The organism is Kitasatospora sp. NPDC004615 (genome assembly GCF_042873545.1).
GTDB lineage: Bacteria > Actinomycetota > Actinomycetes > Streptomycetales > Streptomycetaceae > Kitasatospora.
This window is the reverse complement of record NZ_JBIALQ010000007.1, coordinates 343,192-360,883: the sequence shown is the minus strand read 5'-3', so window position 1 is coordinate 360,883 and position 17,692 is coordinate 343,192. Positions and strand designations below refer to the sequence as shown.

The following is a 17,692-nucleotide window of genomic DNA, read 5'->3' as shown; positions in this document are numbered from 1 at the left end:
CTGCCTGCCCACCCACCCACCCACCCGTGACCCCGCCGCCAAGGTGAGCCCCGAGCGGTCCGCTGCGCGGGGCTGGGGCAGAAGCCCGGCCGAAACCCGCTGCGCGGGGCTCGCGTGAAGGCCCGCGCAGCGGGTTGGCGTGCGTGCACTTCGGCGGCGGGGTCACGGGCGGGCGGGCGGGCGCAAACGGCGAATCCGCCGCACGCCGCCCCGGGTCCACTTCGGCGGCGGGGTCACGGGCGGGCGGGTGGGCGGGCAGGCGCCACCGCGCTACGCGGCAAGGCGGCAGACCAGCCGGTACGCCCCGACCCGCACGCGCACCGTCGGGCCCGCCCCGTCGCGGGTGTGCCACCAGCGGGCGAGCAGCGCGCCCGGCACCGCCAGGGTCAGCAGCCAGGCGCTCTGCGCCAGGCCGAACTGCCAGGGCACCGGTCCGAGTTCGGCCATCCGCCGGGTGCCGAGCGCGCCTCCGCAGGACCAGCCGGCCAGCACGCCGAGCGGGGCGGCGGCCAGCGCGGTGGCGGCGGCGACAGTGGCGGTCTGCAATGCACTCCAACGAGTGGCGGCACGACCCAGCAGCAGCGCGGCGACGACCGCGGCGGCGGTGGGTGCCGCGCAGGCCAGCAGGTGCCAGTCGGGGCCGCGCCGGTCGGGCAGCACGGCGAGCAGCGGGAAGTCGGGGACGGCGCCGAGCCGGGTGCCCAGCGGCCCGGCGTGGCTGCCCGCGCCGACCGCGAAGCCCGGGCCGAGCGCGTAACCCGCTGCCCAGAGCAGCGCGTTGGGCACCAGTGCCACGCAGGCCAGCAGCATGCCGAGCCATCCGGCGGCGCCGCCGCCGAGCCGCTGCGCGCTCTGTCCGGCCGAGCCGAGCAGCAGCGCCGCCCCGAACACCGCCCCGCCGCCGGCCAGCAGCGCGCCCGCCCACCCGGCCAGCGCCCGCAGGGCCGCCGGCTCGGCTCCGTCCGGCGGCCACAGCGCGGCGGGCAGCGGCAGCCGCCGCAGCTGCCCGGGCCGGCCGAGTCCGGTCCACAGCCCGTAGCCGAGCGCACCGGCCGTCAGCCCCGCGACCGCCAGCAGGTCCAGGATTCCCCGGGAGCACAGTGCGGCCTCCGGGTCGGCGCACTGCGCGACGGCGCCGGCCGCGACCAGCTGGTACCCGGCGTACATCGCCAACGGGGAGCGCCAGCGGACGAACCCGCGCCCCCGGGAGCGCCGGGCCACCCGGCGTCCGGCCCGCACCACCAGCATGGTGATGACCGCCGTGAGCAGCAGCGGGGTGACCGTCACCGGCGCGGCCTCCGGCCCCCGGGCGAGCGGCGCGCCGTGGCCGAGCAGCCAGAGCCCGAACGCCGTCCTGGCCGCGCCCTGCGCCGTGTCGTCGCCGTACGGGGCCAGCACCCACAGGCCGAACACCGGTAACGCGACCACGGACAGGGTGAGCAGCGCGGTGCGTACTCCGGCGAGCAGATCGGCGAGGGAGGAACGACTGTCGAGTTCGCTCGGCAGGCCGAGAATCGGACGGCCCATCAGCTGCGTCATGGGCCACATGCTGCCAAGACCGCGCGTTACGGGGTGTCAACGCGCAAACCTTCGCCGTGTCCCGGATTATCAGTACATGTGCCTATCGCCGGGACGGATTCGCAGCGGAGGATTGCGGTGACTTCACCTTCGACCGCCGGGCCCGGGCGCACCACCGGAGGCTCCCCCCGCACCCGCGACCTGCTACGCAGCCTCTCCCCGCGGGAGGCCCAGGCGCTGACCCGATTCGCCGCCGGCGACGACCTGCGCACCATGGCCCGCAACCTCGGCGTCGCCCCCGGCACCGCCCGCGCCCACCTCAACCGCGCCACCCGCAAACTCGGCGCCCGCACTCCCGAGGAAGCCGCCGCCCTCGCCACCGCCCCGGCCCCGTCGGGACACGAGAGTGCCGCCCCGGCAGCAACGGCGAACGCAGCGGAAGGAACCCCTGCTACCCCGGCTCCCGGACCGACCACGTCCGCCCCGTCCGCCCCGGCCGCCCCGGCCGCACCGACGTCAGGCCGCGTCCGCCGCCCGAAGCGCAAGCCCGCCAAGGCTCCCCGGGCGGCAACACCGGGCACCGACCCAGCCCCTGACTCCCCCGCACCGGCACCCGCACCGGCACCCGCACCGGCACCCGCCCCCATCCGCCCCCCGAAGCACAAGCCCATCAGCCCCGAAGCCCCCCACGCCCAGCACGCCCCGTCCGCCGAGCCCGAGGCCCCCGCCGGGTTCGCCGACTTCGCCGCCCTGGTGCACACCCGCCTGGTGCAGCAGACCTTCCTGCTGACCGGCCACCGGCACCGCGCCGTGCACTGCGTGCACCTCGCGCTGGGGGCGGCCGGGCGGCGCTGGGCGGAGGTGTCGTCGGCGGCGGACCCGGAGGGGTGGGTGCGGTCGGCGGCGTTCGACCTGGCGCTGTCGCCGTGGCACCGGGGCGGCCCGCGCCGGGCCAGGGTGCTGCGGCGGGCGGCGCGGCGCCGGATCAAGGTCGCCGAGCCGGTCGTTCCGGAGCCGCCGACCCGGCTGACGCCCCGGGACCGGGCGCTGCTGAAGGCGTTGCAGCGGCTGTCCCGGCCGCGGCGCCGGGCGCTGGTGCTGCACGACACGCTGGGGCTGTCGGTGGAGCAGCTGGCGGTGGAGGCGGAGTCGAGTACGGCGGCGGCCGAGGCCCGGGTGCGTTCGGCGCGCGCGTCGCTGGCCCGGGACGTCCCGGCGCTGGTCGGCGACCCGGCCGACCCGGAGTTCGCGGAGCGGCTGGGCGAGCTGCTGCACCGGGCTGCGGTGCACGGCTGCCCGGGCCCCTGGCTGCCGCCACCGGCCCTGCTGGTGGCCGACAGCCGCCTGCACACGGGCCTGCTGACGGGCGCGGCGGCCACCCTGACGGTGGCGGTGGGCGCGGCCGTGGCGGCCACCCTGCTGGGGGTCGGCCCGGCCGATCTGCTGCGTCCGGGCCAGCCGGCGGCGACGGCCTGCACGGCGGCGGGTTCGGGCAGCGCGGGTCCGGCGGCGGGGGCCGGCGCGCCGGGCCTGCGGACGCCGTGGTGCGGTCCGACGCCGGGGGTGCCGGCCCGGTTGGTCGGCCCGCCGGCCCGGGAGCTGCCGTCGGTGGAGCCGTCCGACGGCGACGACGAGGACGACGGTACGAGCAGCATCGACGCGCTGCCGCCGGGTCCGTTCCGGGCGCCCCGCCGCCCGCTGCTCCCGCCGCCGGCGCACCACCGGATGCCGCCGCCGCTGGCCGACACGTGCGTGCCGTTGGCGCACTGCCGGCCGCACGGGTCCTGACCGGGTCCACCACCCACGACAGCGCCCGGACGCCGAAGGCGCCGCCCACCCCGGGGGTGGACGGCGCCTTCGTGCCGAAGCGGCGTTTGCCTTACTTGGCGGCGGCGATCAGCTCGCGGGCCAGGCGGGCGGTCTCGGACGGCGTCTTGCCGACCTTGACGCCGGCGGCCTCGAGGGCCTCCTTCTTCGCCTGGGCGGTGCCGGAGGAGCCGGAGACGATGGCGCCGGCGTGGCCCATGGTCTTGCCCTCGGGCGCGGTGAAGCCCGCGACGTAGCCGACGACCGGCTTGGTGACGTGCTCGGCGATGTAGGCCGCGGCACGCTCCTCGGCGTCGCCGCCGATCTCGCCGATCATGACGATCAGCTCGGTCTCCGGGTCCTCCTGGAACGCCTTGAGGGCGTCGATGTGGGTGGTGCCGATGACCGGGTCACCGCCGATGCCCACGGCGGAGGAGAAGCCGAGGTCGCGCAGCTCGTACATGAGCTGGTAGGTCAGGGTGCCGGACTTCGACACCAGACCGATCTTGCCGGCGCCGGTGATGTTGGCCGGGATGATGCCCGCGTTGGACTGTCCGGGGCTGATCAGGCCGGGGCAGTTCGGGCCGATGATGCGGGTCTTGTTGCCCTTGGCACCGGCGTGGGCCCAGAACGCGGCGGTGTCGTGCACCGGCACGCCCTCGGTGATGACCACGGCCAGGCCGATCTCGGCGTCGATCGCCTCGACGACGGCGGACTTGGTGAACGCCGGCGGGACGAAGATGACGGTGACGTCGGCACCGGTCTTCTCCATCGCCTCGACCACGGTGCCGAACACCGGGACCTCGGTGCCGTCCACGTCAACGGTGGTGCCGGCCTTGCGCGGGTTCACGCCGCCGACGATCTGGGTGCCGGAGGCGAGCATGCGGCGGGTGTGCTTCATGCCCTCGGAGCCGGTCATGCCCTGGACGATGACCTTGCTGTCCTTGGTAAGGAAGATAGCCATGGTGTTAAGTCCCCTTCCTTACTTGTTGGCCAGCTCGGCGGCGCGGTCAGCGGCGCCGTCCATGGTGTCCACCTGCTGCACCAGCGGGTGGTTGGCGTCAGTCAGGATCTGACGACCCAGCTCCGCGTTGTTGCCGTCCAGGCGGACGACCAGCGGCTTGGTGACGGCCTCGCCCTTGCTCTCGAGGAGCGCGAGGGCCTGCACGATGCCGTTGGCGACCGCGTCGCACGCGGTGATGCCACCGAAGACGTTGACGAAGACCGACTTGACGTCGGTGTCGCCCAGGATGATCTCCAGGCCGTTCGCCATCACCTCGGCGGACGCGCCGCCGCCGATGTCGAGGAAGTTGGCCGGCTTCACGCCGCCGTGGTTCTCACCGGCGTACGCGACGACGTCCAGGGTGCTCATGACGAGGCCCGCGCCGTTGCCGATGATGCCGACCTGGCCGTCGAGCTTGACGTAGTTCAGGCCCTTCGCCTTGGCCGCGGCCTCCAGCGGGTTGGCGGCGGCCTTGTCCTCGAGCGCCTCGTGCTCCGGCTGGCGGAACTCGGCGTTCTCGTCGAGGGAGACCTTGCCGTCCAGGGCGATGATCTTGCCGTCGCCGGACTTGATCAGCGGGTTGACCTCGACCAGGAGGGCGTCCTCCTTGACGAAGACGACCCAGAGCTTCTGCAGGACGTCGGCGACCTGGTCGGCGATCTCGGCCGGGAACTTCGCCGCAGCGACGATCTCGGCGGCCTTCTCCGCGGTCACGCCCTCGTTGGCGTCCACCGGGATCTTGGCGAGCGCGTCGGGGTTCTCCTCGGCGACGACCTCGATCTCCACGCCGCCCTCGACGCTGGCCATGGCCAGGAAGGTGCGGTTGGTGCGGTCGAGCAGGAAGGAGACGTAGTACTCCTCCTTGATGTCCGCGGTCTGCGCCAGCATCACCTTGTGGACGGTGTGGCCCTTGATGTCCATACCGAGGATCGCCTCGGCCTTGGCCACGGCGTCCTGCGGGTCGGACGCGAGCTTCACGCCACCGGCCTTGCCTCGGCCACCCACCTTCACCTGAGCCTTGACGACGGCTCGGCCGCCGAAGCGCTCCGCGATGGCGGCAGCGTCTGCGGCGGTCTCGATGACATCGCCGTCAAGCACGGGTACACCGTGCTTGGCGAAGAGGTCCCTCGCCTGGTACTCGAACAGGTCCACGTGTTTGTCCTTGTTCGTGGTCGCGGAATGTGTCTCTACGAGCGTGCCACGGCAGGATCTTCGCTGCGGGTCGTCGGCGCTGAGCGGGTACGCAGATGTACGGCCTTGCGGCCCACCCAGTTGCCGGGCGCATCGTGGATCTACACGCGCGTCACGTCCGCATGGCAGGTTATCCCCGGACGGCGGGCATGTTTCGCCCGGGACCTGCTCGACCTTCGTGAGAACCGTCACAGCCGGCCCGGCCCGGCGTGTCCCGGGCCACCGGCGCACGACGGTCCGCCGCACCACAGGATCACCCGCACGGGTGGCGTCGGCCGCTACTGCCGGTCCGGCACCGGCAGCGGGCGCTTCTCGATCGCGGCCGCCATGATGTCCGGAAACGCGTCCGGAGTGCAGGCGAACGCCGGGGCCCCCAGCGCCGCCAGCGCCTGCGCGTGCGCGTGGTCATAGGCCGGCGCCCCCTCGTCGGACAGCGCCAGCAGCGCGATGAACTGCACCCCCGACGCCTTCATCGACGCCACCCGCTTCAGCATCTCGTCCCGGATGCCGCCCTCGTACAGGTCGCTGATCAGCACCACGATGGTCTCGGACGGACGGGTGATCTTCGACTGGCAGTACGCCAGCGCCCGGTTGATGTCGGTGCCGCCGCCCAGCTGCGTCGCGAACAGCACGTCCACCGGGTCGCTGAGCTGCTCCGTCAGGTCCACCACCGAGGTGTCGAACACCACCAGCCGGGTGTCCAGACTGTGCATCGACGCCAGCACCGCGCCGAACACCGCCGAGTGCACCACCGACGGCGCCATCGACCCGGACTGGTCGATGCACAGGATCACGTCCTTCTTCACCGCCCGCTGCGCCCGCGCGTAACCGACCAACCGCTCCGGCACCACCGTGCGGTACTCCGGCAGGTACTTCGACAGATTCGCCCGGATGGTCCGGTCCCAGTCGATGTCCCGGTGCTTGGGACGGTTCACCTTCGCGCTGCGGTCCAGCGCCCCGCCCAGCGTGGAACGGGTCTTGTCGGCCAGCCGGCGCTCCAGCTCCGCGACCACCTTCCCGACCACCATCCGCGCGGTCTCCCGGGTGGTCTCCGGCAGCGCGTGCTTCAGCGACAGCAGCGTCCCCACCAGGTGCACGTCCGGCTCCACCGCGGCCAGCATCTCCGGCTCCAGCAGCAGCCGGTCCAGCCCCAGCCGGGAGATCGCGTCCTGCTGCATCAGCTGCACCACGCTGGTCGGGAAGTACTCCCGGATGTCCCCCAGCCACCGCGCCACCTGCGGCGCGGACCCCCCGAGCCCCGCCGACCGCTTCCCGTCCTCCCGGTACAGCGCCCCCAGCGCCCCATCCATCGCCGCGTCCCGCCGCGAAAGCCGCACCCCGGTCCCGTCCCCGTCGGCCCCCAGCACGAGCCGCCACCGACGCATCCGCTCATCGTCCTGACGGACAGTCACTTTGAATCACTCCTTAACCCCCACGCCCCGTCAGGGGCGCGGGGAACTGCGCGAGGCGGAAGGGGGAGGCGGAAAGATCGAGGCAGCGCAGCAAGTGCGCCCTGCGGGCCGCCCACGCGGTGGGAACAACACCGATCCTGCCGCCCGCCTACGACAATCCCCCCACGCCCCGACAGGGGCGCGGGGAACTGCGCGAAGCGGAAGAAACAACGGGAAAGATCGGGGCAGCGCAGCAAGTACGCCCTGCGGGCCGCCCACGCGGCGGGGCACCATACGCGGTGCAACACCGACTGCGGGTCGCCCACGGCATGTCACCCGGTCCGACGGTCCAGCTGGCGCGGGATGACCGGCTGCTGCACGCCGAGCAGCAGCGCCAGCACGGACGTCGTCGCGTCCGCGCGCTCCGCGTCCAGTTCGACGTCCGGGCCGCTGTCCACGACGGAAGTGTTCAGTGGTCCAGCGGCGACCCGGGAGCCGATGGTGTGGCGGACGCCCGTCTCCAGGGAGGAGAAGGTGCGGCGCAGTACCGGCAGCAGGTCGGTGAAGGTGTCGGCGGGGACGCCGCACAGCCAGGTGTCGAGCAGGCCGAGCAGCGCCGGGTCGTGGAGGAGCAGCGCGCCGCCGCCGGAGACCAGGCCTTCGACCCAGCCGGCGGCGTCCAGTGGGCCGGAGGCGACGGAGAGGACCAGGCCGAGGCGTCGGCCGGCTTCCTCGGTGTCGATCCGGCCGTCGTCCAGCAGGAGTCGGACGGCGCGGCCGCGGAGCAGGCCGGGGACGCCGGTGGCGGGGCCGCCGTGCGGTTCGCGGGCGGCGATCGCGGTGAGGGTGCCGGCCCACTGTTCGCCGACCTCGGTGGAGGAGAGCAGCGCGATCGCCTGGTGGACGGCGTCGAGTTCGGTGCGACGAGCACTCGCGCCGTCCGCGTCGAGTCCGGTGCAGGCGGCGGGCAGGGCGACGCAGAGGCGTTCGGCGAGGCCGAGGGCGACGGCGGTGAGGGCGCTGGTGTCGGTGGCCCGGACGTCGCCGTAGCGCAGGGTGCGGACCAGGGCGGGCAGCGCGGTGGCGAGGTGTCCGGCGTCGGTGTCGAGCGCGGCACGGTCGGCGAGCCGTCGCATCACCTCGGGCAGTGCGTCGGGCAGCGCGGCGAGCAGGCAGTGTTCGGCGAGTTCGGTGAGCGCGGTGAGTTCGGCGGTGGCGGCCTCGGCGACGGCCTTGCCGGTGGCGGCGCCCTGCACGGTGGTGCCCCACTGGCCGGCTTCGACCAGGCGGACGGAGAACTCGGGTTCCCAGGCGAGCTGCCAGGTCTCCCGGAAGGTGCCGGTGGACTGCACGCTGTCGCGGACCGGCCGGCCCCAGTGCAGGCCGAGCAGCCGCAGCCGGTGCAGCAGTCGGGAGCGTTCGGCGTCGAGGTCCTTGCGCAGGTCGAGGACGAGTTCGCGGGTCGTTGCCTCGGGCTTGAGCCGCAGGGTGCGCTGAAGACGGGTCAGGTCGCGCTGCAGTGGCACCGCGGGCGCGCCGTCGGGGACTTCGCCGAGTGCGTCGCCGACCACCAGCTTGTCGTGGACCAGCGCGAGGGCGAGGTCGGAGCCGTCGCACATGACGGCGCGCACCGCGTCCAGGGTCTCGGTGAGGCCGGGCAGCGGGCGGCCGCGCATCGCGGCGAGGGTGTCGGCGAGCCGGATCGCCTCGATGACGTGCGCGGAGGAGACCGGGTGGTCCTCGGCGCGCAGCAGTTCGGCGACCTTGGTCATCCAGCGGGCGAGCGGCTGCTCGGGCGTGGTGTACAGATGCTGGTACCAGCCGGGCGAGTCGATGCCGGCGCCGTAGCCGGTGTGCTGGGACAGCCGGCGGTGGGTCCACGGCACCCAGGTGACTTCGGTCTTCAGCTTCTTGGGGAGTTCGGCGAGCAGCGCCCGGTCGTGCGCGACGGTCGGCATGACGGCCAGCGCGGGGACGTGCCAGGCGCCGCAGACCACCGCGATGGTGCGGTGCCCGGCCCGGCGGGCCGCCCGGATCTGCTGCCGCATGGCGGCCTCGCGGATCTCGTCGCGCCGCTCGACGGGGTGGTGCTCACGCAGCGCGGTCATCGCCTCGGCGACGGCCGCGAACGGGGCGAACAGATCGTCGCCCGGGGTGCGGTGCTCGATCACGTCCTCCCACCAGGCCTCCGGGTCGGGATGCCCGGCGGCGGCGGCGAGTTCGGCGATCGGGTCGACGGGGACAGCGGCGGGGGCGGGCCCGGAAGTGCCCCCCGGCACTCCCGACCCCTCCTCCACTCCTTCTGACGCGCCGTCGGCCTCGTTTGTCGCATCCGGGTTCGATCCGCGCGGGCCGAGCGCGAGGCTCTGCCCGGCGGGCAGGTCGATGAAGTGGACCGGCACCCCGGCGTCAGCGGCGTACCGCAGCGCCACCCATTCGGGGGAGAACTCGGCGACCGGCCAGAACGCGGCCCGCGCCGGGTCGTCGCTGACGTGGGCGAGCAGGGCGACCGGCGGCACCATGTCCTTCTCGGCGGCCAGCCCGGTCAGTTCGTCGGCCTCCGGCGGGCCCTCGATCAGCACCGCGTCGGGCTGCAGGGCGGCCAGCGCGGCGGCGACCGCGCGGGCCGAGCCGGGGCCGTGGTGGCGCACCCCGAGCAGCGTCACCTGGGCACTCACGCGGAGACCTCCCGAGCGGCCCGGTAGAAGTCCTTCCAGCCGTCGCGGTCGCGGACCACGCCTTCCACGTACTCGCGCCACACCTGGCGGTCGGCGACCGGGTCGCGGACCACGGCGCCGACGATGCCGTCCGTGACGTCGCCGGCCCGCAGCACGCCGTCGCCGAAGTGGGTGGCCAGCGCGAGCCCGTTGGTGACCACCGAGATCGCCTCGGCGGTGGACAGCGTGCCGCTGGGGGTCTTCACCTTGGTGCGGCCGTCGGCGGTCAGGCCGGCCCGCAGCTCGCGGAAGACGGTGACCACCCGGCGGATCTCCTCGGCGCCGCCCGGCAGTTCGGGCAGGTCGAGGGAGCGGCCGAGCTGGCCGACCCGGCGGGTGACGATCTCCACCTCCTCCTCGAGGGTGGCGGGCAGCGGCAGCACCACGGTGTTGAAGCGGCGGCGCAGTGCGGAGGAGAGCTCGTTGACGCCGCGGTCGCGGTCGTTGGCGGTGGCGATCACGTTGAAGCCGCGCACCGCCTGGACCTCGGTGCCGAGTTCGGGCACCGGCAGGGTCTTCTCGGACAGGATGGTGATCAGACTGTCCTGCACGTCGGCGGGGATGCGGGTGAGCTCCTCGACCCGGGCGATCTGCCCGTCCCGCATGGCGCGCATCAGCGGGGACGGCACCAGGGCGTCCTCGCTGGGCCCGTGGGCGAGCAGCTGCGCGTAGTTCCAGCCGTAGCGGACGGCCTCCTCGGGGGTGCCGGCGGTGCCCTGGACGAGCAGCGTGGAGTCGCCGGAGATCGCGGCGGCCAGGTGCTCGGACACCCAGGTCTTGGCGGTGCCGGGCACGCCGAGCAGCAGCAGCGCCCGGTCGGTGGCCAGCGTGGTGACGGCGACCTCGATCACCCGGCGCGGGCCGATGTACTTGGGCGTGATCACGGTGCCGTCGGCGAGCTCGCCGCCCAGCAGATAGGTGGCGACCGCCCACGGCGACAGCCGCCAGCGCTCCGGCCGGGCCCGGTCGTCGTGCCGGGCGAGGGCGGCCAGCTCCTCGGCGAACGCGTCCTCGGCGTGCTGCCGCAGGACCTCGCTGGTCGTCTCGGTGGTCATCGACTGCTCCGATCTCACGGGACGTCAGAACACTGCGCAGAAAGGGCGCGAAGAAGGAATGGCACGGCGCTGACCTGGGAGAACGAACTCCCGTTCGCCCCGTGCAACCACTACTTTGCCGCCTGCCACTGACAACCGGACCGGCTCCTGACGGCACGTCGGCCACGCCGTGGAAGAATCCGCGAATGCCGCACGACGCGAGGGACCGGACCATGGAACAGCTCTTCGCAACACTGACGCGGGCCCGGCGGGAGAACTTCGACCTCGCGGCGGTCGGCCTCCCCGCGGGCGCCCCTGCCGAGGAGCTGTCCGACGAGCTGCCGGCGGACCTGCGCCGGCTGCTGGCGCTGAGCGACGGGCCCCACTTCGGCGTGCGGGCCTCCCTGCACTCCGCCGGGCAGATCGGGTTCTTCCAGGGCCTGGAGGTGCTGGCCCTGGCCGCCGGGATCCCGGACGCCGGGCACTACCTGAACATCGGCTTCGTCAACGAGGCCCCGCTGCTGCTCGACACGGCGGACGGCAGCGTCTGGGCGGTCCGCGACGACGGCGGCCTCTGGTACCAGGGGTGCCGCCTGGAACGGATCGCCGACAGCCTCGAGGTGTTCGTGTCCGAGTGGGTGGCCGGGCCCCGCTTCCCCGAGCTGGTCGAGGCCGCCGTGGACGACCTCGAGTGGGACGACTGGTGGCGGCTGCTGCAAGCCGCGGGCCGCGCCACCGGCTGACTCAACTCCGCACTGCGGCAGCACGGTTGGCGACGAACGGCCACAGCTGGGCCGCACCGAACGCCACCTCGACGGCGAGGAAGCCCCACAGCAGTCCGGTCGCGCCGTGCGCCAGCGCCCAGGCCTGCCAGCAGGCGAACAGCACCCTGGCCGCACCGTCGTACAGCCCGTGCACCGGCAGCGGGCGCAGCAGCCGCAGCAGCGCCCACACCACCACCAGCGAGCCCATCAGGTTGGCGAACAGCGTCAGTACGGGCTCCGGCGGCGGCAGTTCGCCGAGCCCGAGGGCCCGCCCGGCGGCGGACAGCTCGCGGTGGGCGAGGGCGAAGGTCCAGGGGGTGGCGAACGGGGCGGTGACCAGCAGGTCGTACCAGGCGCCGGCACGGACCGTACGGAGGGGCGTCATCGGGCGGTCTCCTTCTTCGGTGCGGACCGCCCCAGGCTCGACCCTGGAGTACTGTCCAAGGTCAAGTCGCCGACGGGGGCAGGGACATGAGGATCGGGGAACTCGCCGAGCAGGCCGGGCTGAGCCGGGACGCGGTGCGCTTCTACGAGCGCACGGGCCTGCTGACGGCCCGCCGGCTGCCGAACGGCTACCGCGACTTCCCGCCGGAGGCGGTGCCCTGGCTGCGGTACGTCCGCACCGCGCAGGCGCTCGGCTTCACGCTCGCCGAGATCGCCCGCACCGGCGCCGAGCTGGACGGCGCGCCGGACGCCGCCGAGCGGATCCCGGAGCTGCCGCGCCGGAAGATCGCCCTGATCGACGCCCGTACCGCCCTGCGCGCCGACCTCGTCGGGCGGGTCGGCACCGGCTGCCCACCGGCCCCGCTAGGCGGCACCACTGCACAGAAGCGAGCGGAAGTGTACAGTTCAGTACATGAGTGACACTTTGCCCATCACGGAGGCCCGAGCCTGCCTCGGCTCGCTGGTCCGGCGCGCCTCCCACGCCCGCGAGCGCATCACGATCACCGACCACGGCCAGCCCGCCGCGGTCCTCATCAACCCCCAGGAGCTGGCCGACCTCGAAGACGCCCTCGCCCTGGCCCGGTACCGGGCCCGGCAGGCGGCCGGGGAGACCACGGCTGTACCGAACGAGCAGGTTCGCGCCCGCCTCGGCATGGGGCCGACCGCTTGAGCTACGCGATCATCTGGGACGAACCGGCCATCAACGCCGCCGCCCGGTTCCTCAAGGACGACCCCGACGGCCTGCGCCAGGTCATGGACGCCGTCGACCTGCTCGCCGACTCCCCACGCCCGTCGGGCAGCGCGGAGTACGGCTCCGCGGACCTGCGCCGGATGCACGTCGGCCGGTATCGCGTGTTGTACGAGATCACCGAGTCCGTCGTCACCGTCGTCGTGATCCACCTCGGCCGCATCGGCTGAAGCATCGGCCTGACCGACCCTCAACTGTCAGTGGCACCGCCTAGCGTCGTGGGCATGGAGGAACGCTGGAGCACCGAACACGTCCTTTCCCTGGCCCCCGACCCGGCGTCCCAGAAAGCCGCGGGCAAGCTCTCCGGGCCCGCCCCGTGGAGCGGTACCGGCACCGGGCAGGGCGCGCTGTGGGGCCTGTGCAAGGGCAGCGGCAGCACGCCGTACCGGACGGCGGTGGAGCTCGGCACCCCCGCCTACAAGTGCAGCTGTCCGAGCCGGAAGTTCCCGTGCAAGCACGCCCTGGGCCTGCTGCTGCTGTGGGCGGCCGGGCCGGAGGCCGTCACGGCGGCCGCCGAGCCGCCGGACTGGGTGTCGGAATGGCTGAACGGCCGCAGCGAGGCCGCCGCCGAGAAGGCGGCCAAGCAGCAGGCGAAGGCTGCCGACGCCGACCCGGAGGCCGCCCGCAAGCGGGCCGCCAAGCGCTCCGCGCGGGTCGCCGCAGGCGCGCTCGACCTGCGGCTGCGGCTGGCCGACGGGGTCCGCCGGGGCCTCGCCGACCCGCTGCCGGCCGGCGCGTGGGACGAGGTCGCCGCCCGGATGGTCGACGCGCAGGCCCCGGGCCTGGCCGGCCGGGTCCGGGCGCTGGCCGACACCCCGCAGGACGCCCTCCTGGAGGAGTACGCGATGCTGCACCTGCTGGCCGGCGCGTACGGCCGGATCGACACCCTGCCGGAGGCGCTCGCCGCCACCGTCCGCACCCGGGTCGGCTTCACCACCGACACCGCCGAACTGCTCGCCGGGCCGACCGTCCGCGACCGCTGGCAGGTGCTGGGCAGCCGCGACACCGCCGACGAGCGGCTCACCACCCGCCGGGTGTGGCTGCGCGGCGCGAAGACCGGCCGCGACGCCCTGCTGCTGGCCTTCGGCCGCCCCGGCCAGGCGCCGGACCTGGCACTGCCCACCGGCCGCCTGCTGGAGGCCGACCTGGCCTTCCACCCGGGCGCCCGCCCGCTGCGCGCCGTCCTCGGCACCCGCTACGGCAGCCCCGAGCCGGCCCCGGCCGCCGTGCCCGCCGGGCTGTCCCCGGCGGAAGCGCTGGCCGCGTACGGCACCGCCGTCGCCGAGGATCCGTGGCTGGACAGCTGGCCCGCCGTCCTCACCGACGTCGTGCCCGTCCTCACCGCGGAAGGCTGGCAGCTCACCGACGGCCGACACACCCTGCCGGTGCGCCGCGGCGCGCTCGCCGAGGCCGCGCTGTGGCGCCTCGCCGCGGTCTCCGCCGGCCACCCCGTCACCCTGTTCGGCGAGTGCGGTCACGCCGGCTTCACGCCGGTCACCGCCTGGGACGCCGAGCGCCGCCCCGTCGGCCTCGGCTGACACTCCCACCATCGCCGCCGAACCAACCTGACGCCACGTCACGGTTTCGGCGTGCCCGGCCGCGCCCCGATGCCGGCCGAACGCAAAGCCACCACACCCGACCGACCGGCCCATCGGCGCTCCCCGGCGTTCCCGACGGCCCGTCAACCGGAGGAACCAGATGCCCCGCACCTGCACCACCCGCCAGCGCGCCGCCAGCGGCTGGGGCCGCCGCCACCGCACCACCACCCGCCCCTGACGCCATCACGCATCCACCACCCGCACCGTCCGGGCGGCCGAGCCAAGCCCCCCGCCGCCCACCACACCCGACCGACCGGCCCATCGGCGCTCCCCGGCGTTCCCGACGGCCCGTCAACCGGAGGAACCACATGTCCTGCACCCGCACCCGCCAGCGCGCCGCCGTCCGACGCATCTGCCTGCACCACGCCGCCCGCCGCGCCGCCACCGCCAGCGGCTGGGGCCGCCGTCACCGCACCACCGCCCGTCCGACCGGAGGCCGCGCATGACCGCCCCCGCAGTCGCCGCCGACCAGTGGGCCGAGCTGCAGGGCGCGGCCCTGCTCGGCACCGACCGCCGCCCGCTGCCCGAACCCGGCACGCCGCTCGCCGGGTCCGTGGACCGCGCCGAGCCGGCCACCGCGCTGCTCGACCTGGCCGCCCTCGCCGCGGTCCGCCGCCGGGCCGGCGCGCTGCCCGGGCCCGCCGTCGACACCCCCGCGCCCGCCCCGGAGGACACCCGCCCGGCGCTGCCCGAACCCGCCGCCCGCCGGCTCGCCGTGCTGCTCGGCACCCGCGGCGGCCACGGCTCCACCGCCAACCTGGCCGAGCTGCTCCCGCAGTGGCTCGCCGCGGCCCGCGCGCACGGCTACCGACTGCCGCCCGCGCTCGTCCCGGCGCTGCTGGACTCCGCCCGGGCCCGCTCCGAACTGCGTGCCGACGCCGTCACGCTGGCCGGCCCGCTCGGCCGCTGGCTGGCCCCGCAGAACCCCGACTGGCGGTACGTCACCCGCACCGCCGCCGACCACGACACCACCGGAGAGCCCGGCGAACGCCTCTGGCAGGAGGGCCTGTTCGCCGAACGCGTCACCCACCTGACCCGGCTGCGCCGGACCGACCCGGCGGCCGGCCTGGCCCTGCTCGTCTCCACCTGGTCCACCGAGCGGGCCGAGGACCGGGTGCTGTTCCTCGACGCGCTGCAGGACGGACTGTCCGCCTCCGACGAGGAGTTCCTGGAGGCCGCGCTCGGCGACCGCTCCAAGAACGTCCGCGCCACCGCCGCCGAGCTGCTCTCCACGCTGCCCGGTTCGGCGCTCGCCGCCCGGATGGCCGCCCGCGCCCGGGAGGCCGCCCGGTACGAGGACGGGTGGCTGCACATCACGCCGCCCGCCGCCTGCGACCCGGCCATGCAGCGCGACGGCATACCCGTCAAGTCGCCCACCGGGCGCGGCGAACGGGCCTGGTGGTTCGGCGAGGTCGCGGCCGCCGCCCCGCTCGCGCTGTGGACCGCCGACACCGGCCTGACCCCCGAACAGCTGCTCGCCGTACCCACCCTGGACACGGACGGCGGTGGCGGCGCCGAGTGGGCGGAGGACCTGCGCGAGGCCTGGGCCCGCGCCGCCGTCCGCCAGCAGGACGCCGGCTGGGCCCGGGCGCTGCTCGGCGCCCCGCCCCGCCCCGGCCGCGAGGGCCGCACCCCGGGCGCGCCCGCAAAGCTGCTGGCCGTCCTGTCGCCCGCCGAACGCGCCTCCTGGACGGCCGCGTTCGTGCAGACCCACGGCCTCGGCGACGCCTTCCAGCTGCTCGGTGCCTGCGCCACCCCGTGGACGCCGCCGCTGTCCACCGCCGTGGTCGCCGCCCTCAAGCGGGCCGCGGAGCTCGGCTCGTACCCGTGGAGCCACAGCGGCGTCCTCGGCATGACCGAGCGTGCGCTCGCCCCGGAGACCGCCCCGGCGGTCGAGGCGCTGGCCGCCGACACCTCGCCCGACACCGCCTGGTCCGACACCTTCACCCGGCTCGCCGGCACCCTGCGCTTCCGCCAGGCGATGCTCGCCGAGCTGACCGACTGACCCGGTAAAACGCGGCGGCCCCGGGCGAGTTGTCGCCCGGGGCCACTGCGGAGAATTCACGCGCGGCAGGTTCAGCTGGCGGTGCGCAGGTTCGCCTCGACCCAGCTCACCACGTCCTGGGTGGGGGTGCCGGGGGTGAAGATGTCGGCGACGCCGAGGGTCTTCAGCTCGGCGATGTCGGCGTCCGGGATGATCCCGCCGCAGAACACCTTGATGTCGGCCGCGTCGCGCTCCTTCAGCAGCTCTATCACCTTGGCGCAGAGCGTCATGTGCGCGCCGGACAGGATGGACAGGCCGATGCCGTCCGCGTCCTCCTGGATCGCCGTGTCGACGATCTGCTCGGGGGTCTGGTGGAGGCCGGTGTAGATGACCTCCATGCCGGCGTCGCGCAGCGCCCGCGCGATCACCTTGGCGCCCCGGTCGTGCCCGTCGAGACCGGGCTTGGCGACCACCACTCGGATCGGCCCTGACACAACCATCACTGCCTCCTGGACCACGTCGTCCACCACCCGGCCGACCTCGTCGCGGGGGCGTGTTAACCACTTTTAACAGATCTGAGGGGAGGGTAGCGGCCCGGCGGGGCTGCCGTCCTTTCCCGCCCCTCCAGAGGAGGGGAAAATCACAGCCCACACGCTCTGCGAGCCCCGGCCGCCGATGCGCCACGCCCGCTGAAATGCACGCTTTGTCCGCTCTGTCGCCGCACCGCTACAGTCTCGACCGGTTCTTGCCGTACGTCCCCGAGCCACCGCGAGGTGTGACAGCCGTGGTCCCCAGCAGCCGTGCCGCCGCCCGTGCCCACCGCCGGGCGCGGGCCCGCAGCGCCACCAGGACGGCGGTGCTGGCGGTGGCGCTGCCCTCGGTGGCGGCGCTGAGTGTGTTCGCGGCCGCCGTCGTCTCGGTGCACCCGCCGCAGCAGCGCCTGGCGGGCGCCGTCCCGCGGCCCGGCGATCCGACCAGGCAGGGCGCTCCGCGTCCCGGGCCGGAGCACACCGACCGCGCCGACCGCGCGGAACGCCAGCCCTCGAACGAGGTCGCCGGGTTGGCGTCACGTCAGGCGGAGGAGCGGCGTTTCTCGCTGCCGGTGGCGCTGCGCGGCCTGAGCGCGGTGTTCGGCCAGCCCGGCGCGCACTGGGCGGCGCGGCACACCGGCATCGACTTCCCCGTCCCGTCCGGCACCCCGGTGCTGGCGGTCACCGACGGCACCGTCAGCACCCGCTGGCACCCGGCGTACGGCCGGATGGCGACGGTCACCGCCCCCGACGGCACCCGCACCGTGTACGGGCACCTGCGCTCCTACCGGATCCTGCACGGCCCGGTCCGGGCCGGTGACGTGATCGGCTGGTCGGGCAACACCGGCAACAGCACCGGGCCGCACCTGCACTTCGAGGTGCGGCCCGACGGCGACGTCCCCGTCGACCCGGTGCCGTGGCTGCTCGCCCACGGGCTCGACCCGCGCTGACCGCCTTTCAGCGC

Annotated in this window: 17 protein-coding genes; 9 read left to right on the top strand and 8 right to left on the bottom strand. The window is 74.7% G+C overall.

Annotated elements, in window-relative coordinates; translation table 11 throughout:
* Positions 1 to 270 precede the first annotated feature (270 nt).
* On the bottom strand, positions 271 to 1,539 hold the full coding sequence (locus ACFYS8_RS25430; RefSeq protein ID WP_387644642.1) for a DUF6350 family protein: 1,269 nt from the start codon (positions 1,537 to 1,539) through the stop codon (positions 271 to 273).
* Between the two features lie 117 nt (positions 1,540 to 1,656).
* On the opposite strand from ACFYS8_RS25430, the gene ACFYS8_RS25425 reads away from it, so the two are divergent.
* On the top strand, positions 1,657 to 3,306 hold the full coding sequence (locus ACFYS8_RS25425; RefSeq protein WP_387644639.1) for a LuxR C-terminal-related transcriptional regulator: 1,650 nt from the start codon (positions 1,657 to 1,659) through the stop codon (positions 3,304 to 3,306).
* A 91-nt stretch (positions 3,307 to 3,397) separates the two neighbouring features.
* Here ACFYS8_RS25425 and sucD read toward each other — a convergent pair whose 3' ends face one another.
* The 5 genes from sucD to ACFYS8_RS25400 all read right to left on the bottom strand — a co-directional run bounded on the left by sucD (position 3,398) and on the right by ACFYS8_RS25400 (position 10,681).
* A complete protein-coding gene (gene sucD, locus ACFYS8_RS25420; RefSeq protein WP_380361954.1) occupies positions 3,398 to 4,288 on the bottom strand; it encodes a succinate--CoA ligase subunit alpha in 891 nt (296 codons plus the stop codon).
* Positions 4,289 to 4,306: 18 nt separating this feature from the next.
* Complete coding sequence (sucC, locus tag ACFYS8_RS25415; RefSeq protein ID WP_380473359.1) at positions 4,307 to 5,479, bottom strand: ADP-forming succinate--CoA ligase subunit beta; 1,173 nt, start codon at positions 5,477 to 5,479, stop codon at positions 4,307 to 4,309.
* Positions 5,480 to 5,796: 317 nt separating this feature from the next.
* Positions 5,797 to 6,903 carry a VWA domain-containing protein gene (locus ACFYS8_RS25410; RefSeq protein ID WP_387645003.1) on the bottom strand — a complete coding sequence of 369 codons (1,107 nt, stop codon included), beginning with the start codon at positions 6,901 to 6,903 and terminating at the stop codon, positions 5,797 to 5,799.
* A 338-nt stretch (positions 6,904 to 7,241) separates the two neighbouring features.
* Positions 7,242 to 9,587: a DUF5682 family protein gene (locus ACFYS8_RS25405; protein ID WP_387644636.1), complete on the bottom strand. Its 2,346-nt coding sequence runs from the start codon at positions 9,585 to 9,587 to the stop codon at positions 7,242 to 7,244.
* Entirely contained in the window at positions 9,584 to 10,681 is a 1,098-nt protein-coding gene (locus tag ACFYS8_RS25400) for an AAA family ATPase (protein WP_387644634.1), read from the bottom strand. The genes ACFYS8_RS25405 and ACFYS8_RS25400 overlap by 4 nt, the downstream gene beginning before the upstream one ends.
* Before the next feature lie 212 nt (positions 10,682 to 10,893).
* Between ACFYS8_RS25400 and ACFYS8_RS25395 the strand changes: the two genes are divergently transcribed.
* A complete protein-coding gene (locus ACFYS8_RS25395; protein ID WP_387644632.1) occupies positions 10,894 to 11,403 on the top strand; it encodes a hypothetical protein in 510 nt (169 codons plus the stop codon).
* A gap of 1 nt (position 11,404) precedes the next feature.
* On the opposite strand, the gene ACFYS8_RS25390 is transcribed toward ACFYS8_RS25395, so the two are convergent.
* The gene (locus ACFYS8_RS25390) at positions 11,405 to 11,809 is read right to left on the bottom strand and encodes a hypothetical protein (RefSeq protein WP_387644629.1); all 405 of its coding nucleotides are present in this window, start codon (positions 11,807 to 11,809) and stop codon (positions 11,405 to 11,407) included.
* An 86-nt stretch (positions 11,810 to 11,895) separates the two neighbouring features.
* Here ACFYS8_RS25390 and ACFYS8_RS25385 point away from each other — a divergent pair, with 86 nt between their 5' ends.
* From ACFYS8_RS25385 to ACFYS8_RS25360, 6 genes are all read left to right on the top strand, one after another.
* A complete protein-coding gene (locus tag ACFYS8_RS25385) occupies positions 11,896 to 12,288 on the top strand; it encodes a MerR family transcriptional regulator (RefSeq protein WP_387644626.1) in 393 nt (130 codons plus the stop codon).
* On the top strand, positions 12,281 to 12,538 hold the full coding sequence (locus tag ACFYS8_RS25380) for a type II toxin-antitoxin system Phd/YefM family antitoxin (protein ID WP_387644624.1): 258 nt from the start codon (positions 12,281 to 12,283) through the stop codon (positions 12,536 to 12,538). Before ACFYS8_RS25385 ends, ACFYS8_RS25380 begins: the two co-directional genes overlap by 8 nt.
* Positions 12,535 to 12,786: a type II toxin-antitoxin system RelE/ParE family toxin gene (locus ACFYS8_RS25375; RefSeq protein WP_387644622.1), complete on the top strand. Its 252-nt coding sequence runs from the start codon at positions 12,535 to 12,537 to the stop codon at positions 12,784 to 12,786. Before ACFYS8_RS25380 ends, ACFYS8_RS25375 begins: the two co-directional genes overlap by 4 nt.
* Positions 12,787 to 12,840: 54 nt before the next feature.
* Positions 12,841 to 14,154, top strand: coding sequence for an SWIM zinc finger family protein (locus ACFYS8_RS25370; protein WP_387644620.1), 1,314 nt, complete (start codon positions 12,841 to 12,843; stop codon positions 14,152 to 14,154).
* A 368-nt stretch (positions 14,155 to 14,522) separates the two neighbouring features.
* Positions 14,523 to 14,660, top strand: coding sequence for a hypothetical protein (locus ACFYS8_RS25365; RefSeq protein WP_387644617.1), 138 nt, complete (start codon positions 14,523 to 14,525; stop codon positions 14,658 to 14,660).
* Positions 14,657 to 16,219, top strand: coding sequence for a DUF5691 domain-containing protein (locus tag ACFYS8_RS25360; protein ID WP_387644614.1), 1,563 nt, complete (start codon positions 14,657 to 14,659; stop codon positions 16,217 to 16,219). Before ACFYS8_RS25365 ends, ACFYS8_RS25360 begins: the two co-directional genes overlap by 4 nt.
* A 71-nt stretch (positions 16,220 to 16,290) precedes the next feature.
* On the opposite strand, the gene ACFYS8_RS25355 is transcribed toward ACFYS8_RS25360, so the two are convergent.
* Positions 16,291 to 16,698, bottom strand: a complete 408-nt coding sequence (locus tag ACFYS8_RS25355; protein WP_387644611.1) for a cobalamin B12-binding domain-containing protein — start codon at positions 16,696 to 16,698, stop codon at positions 16,291 to 16,293.
* Positions 16,699 to 16,982: 284 nt separating this feature from the next.
* On the opposite strand from ACFYS8_RS25355, the gene ACFYS8_RS25350 reads away from it, so the two are divergent.
* Entirely contained in the window at positions 16,983 to 17,678 is a 696-nt protein-coding gene (locus tag ACFYS8_RS25350; protein ID WP_387644608.1) for a M23 family metallopeptidase, read from the top strand.
* Positions 17,679 to 17,692: the final 14 nt, after the last annotated feature.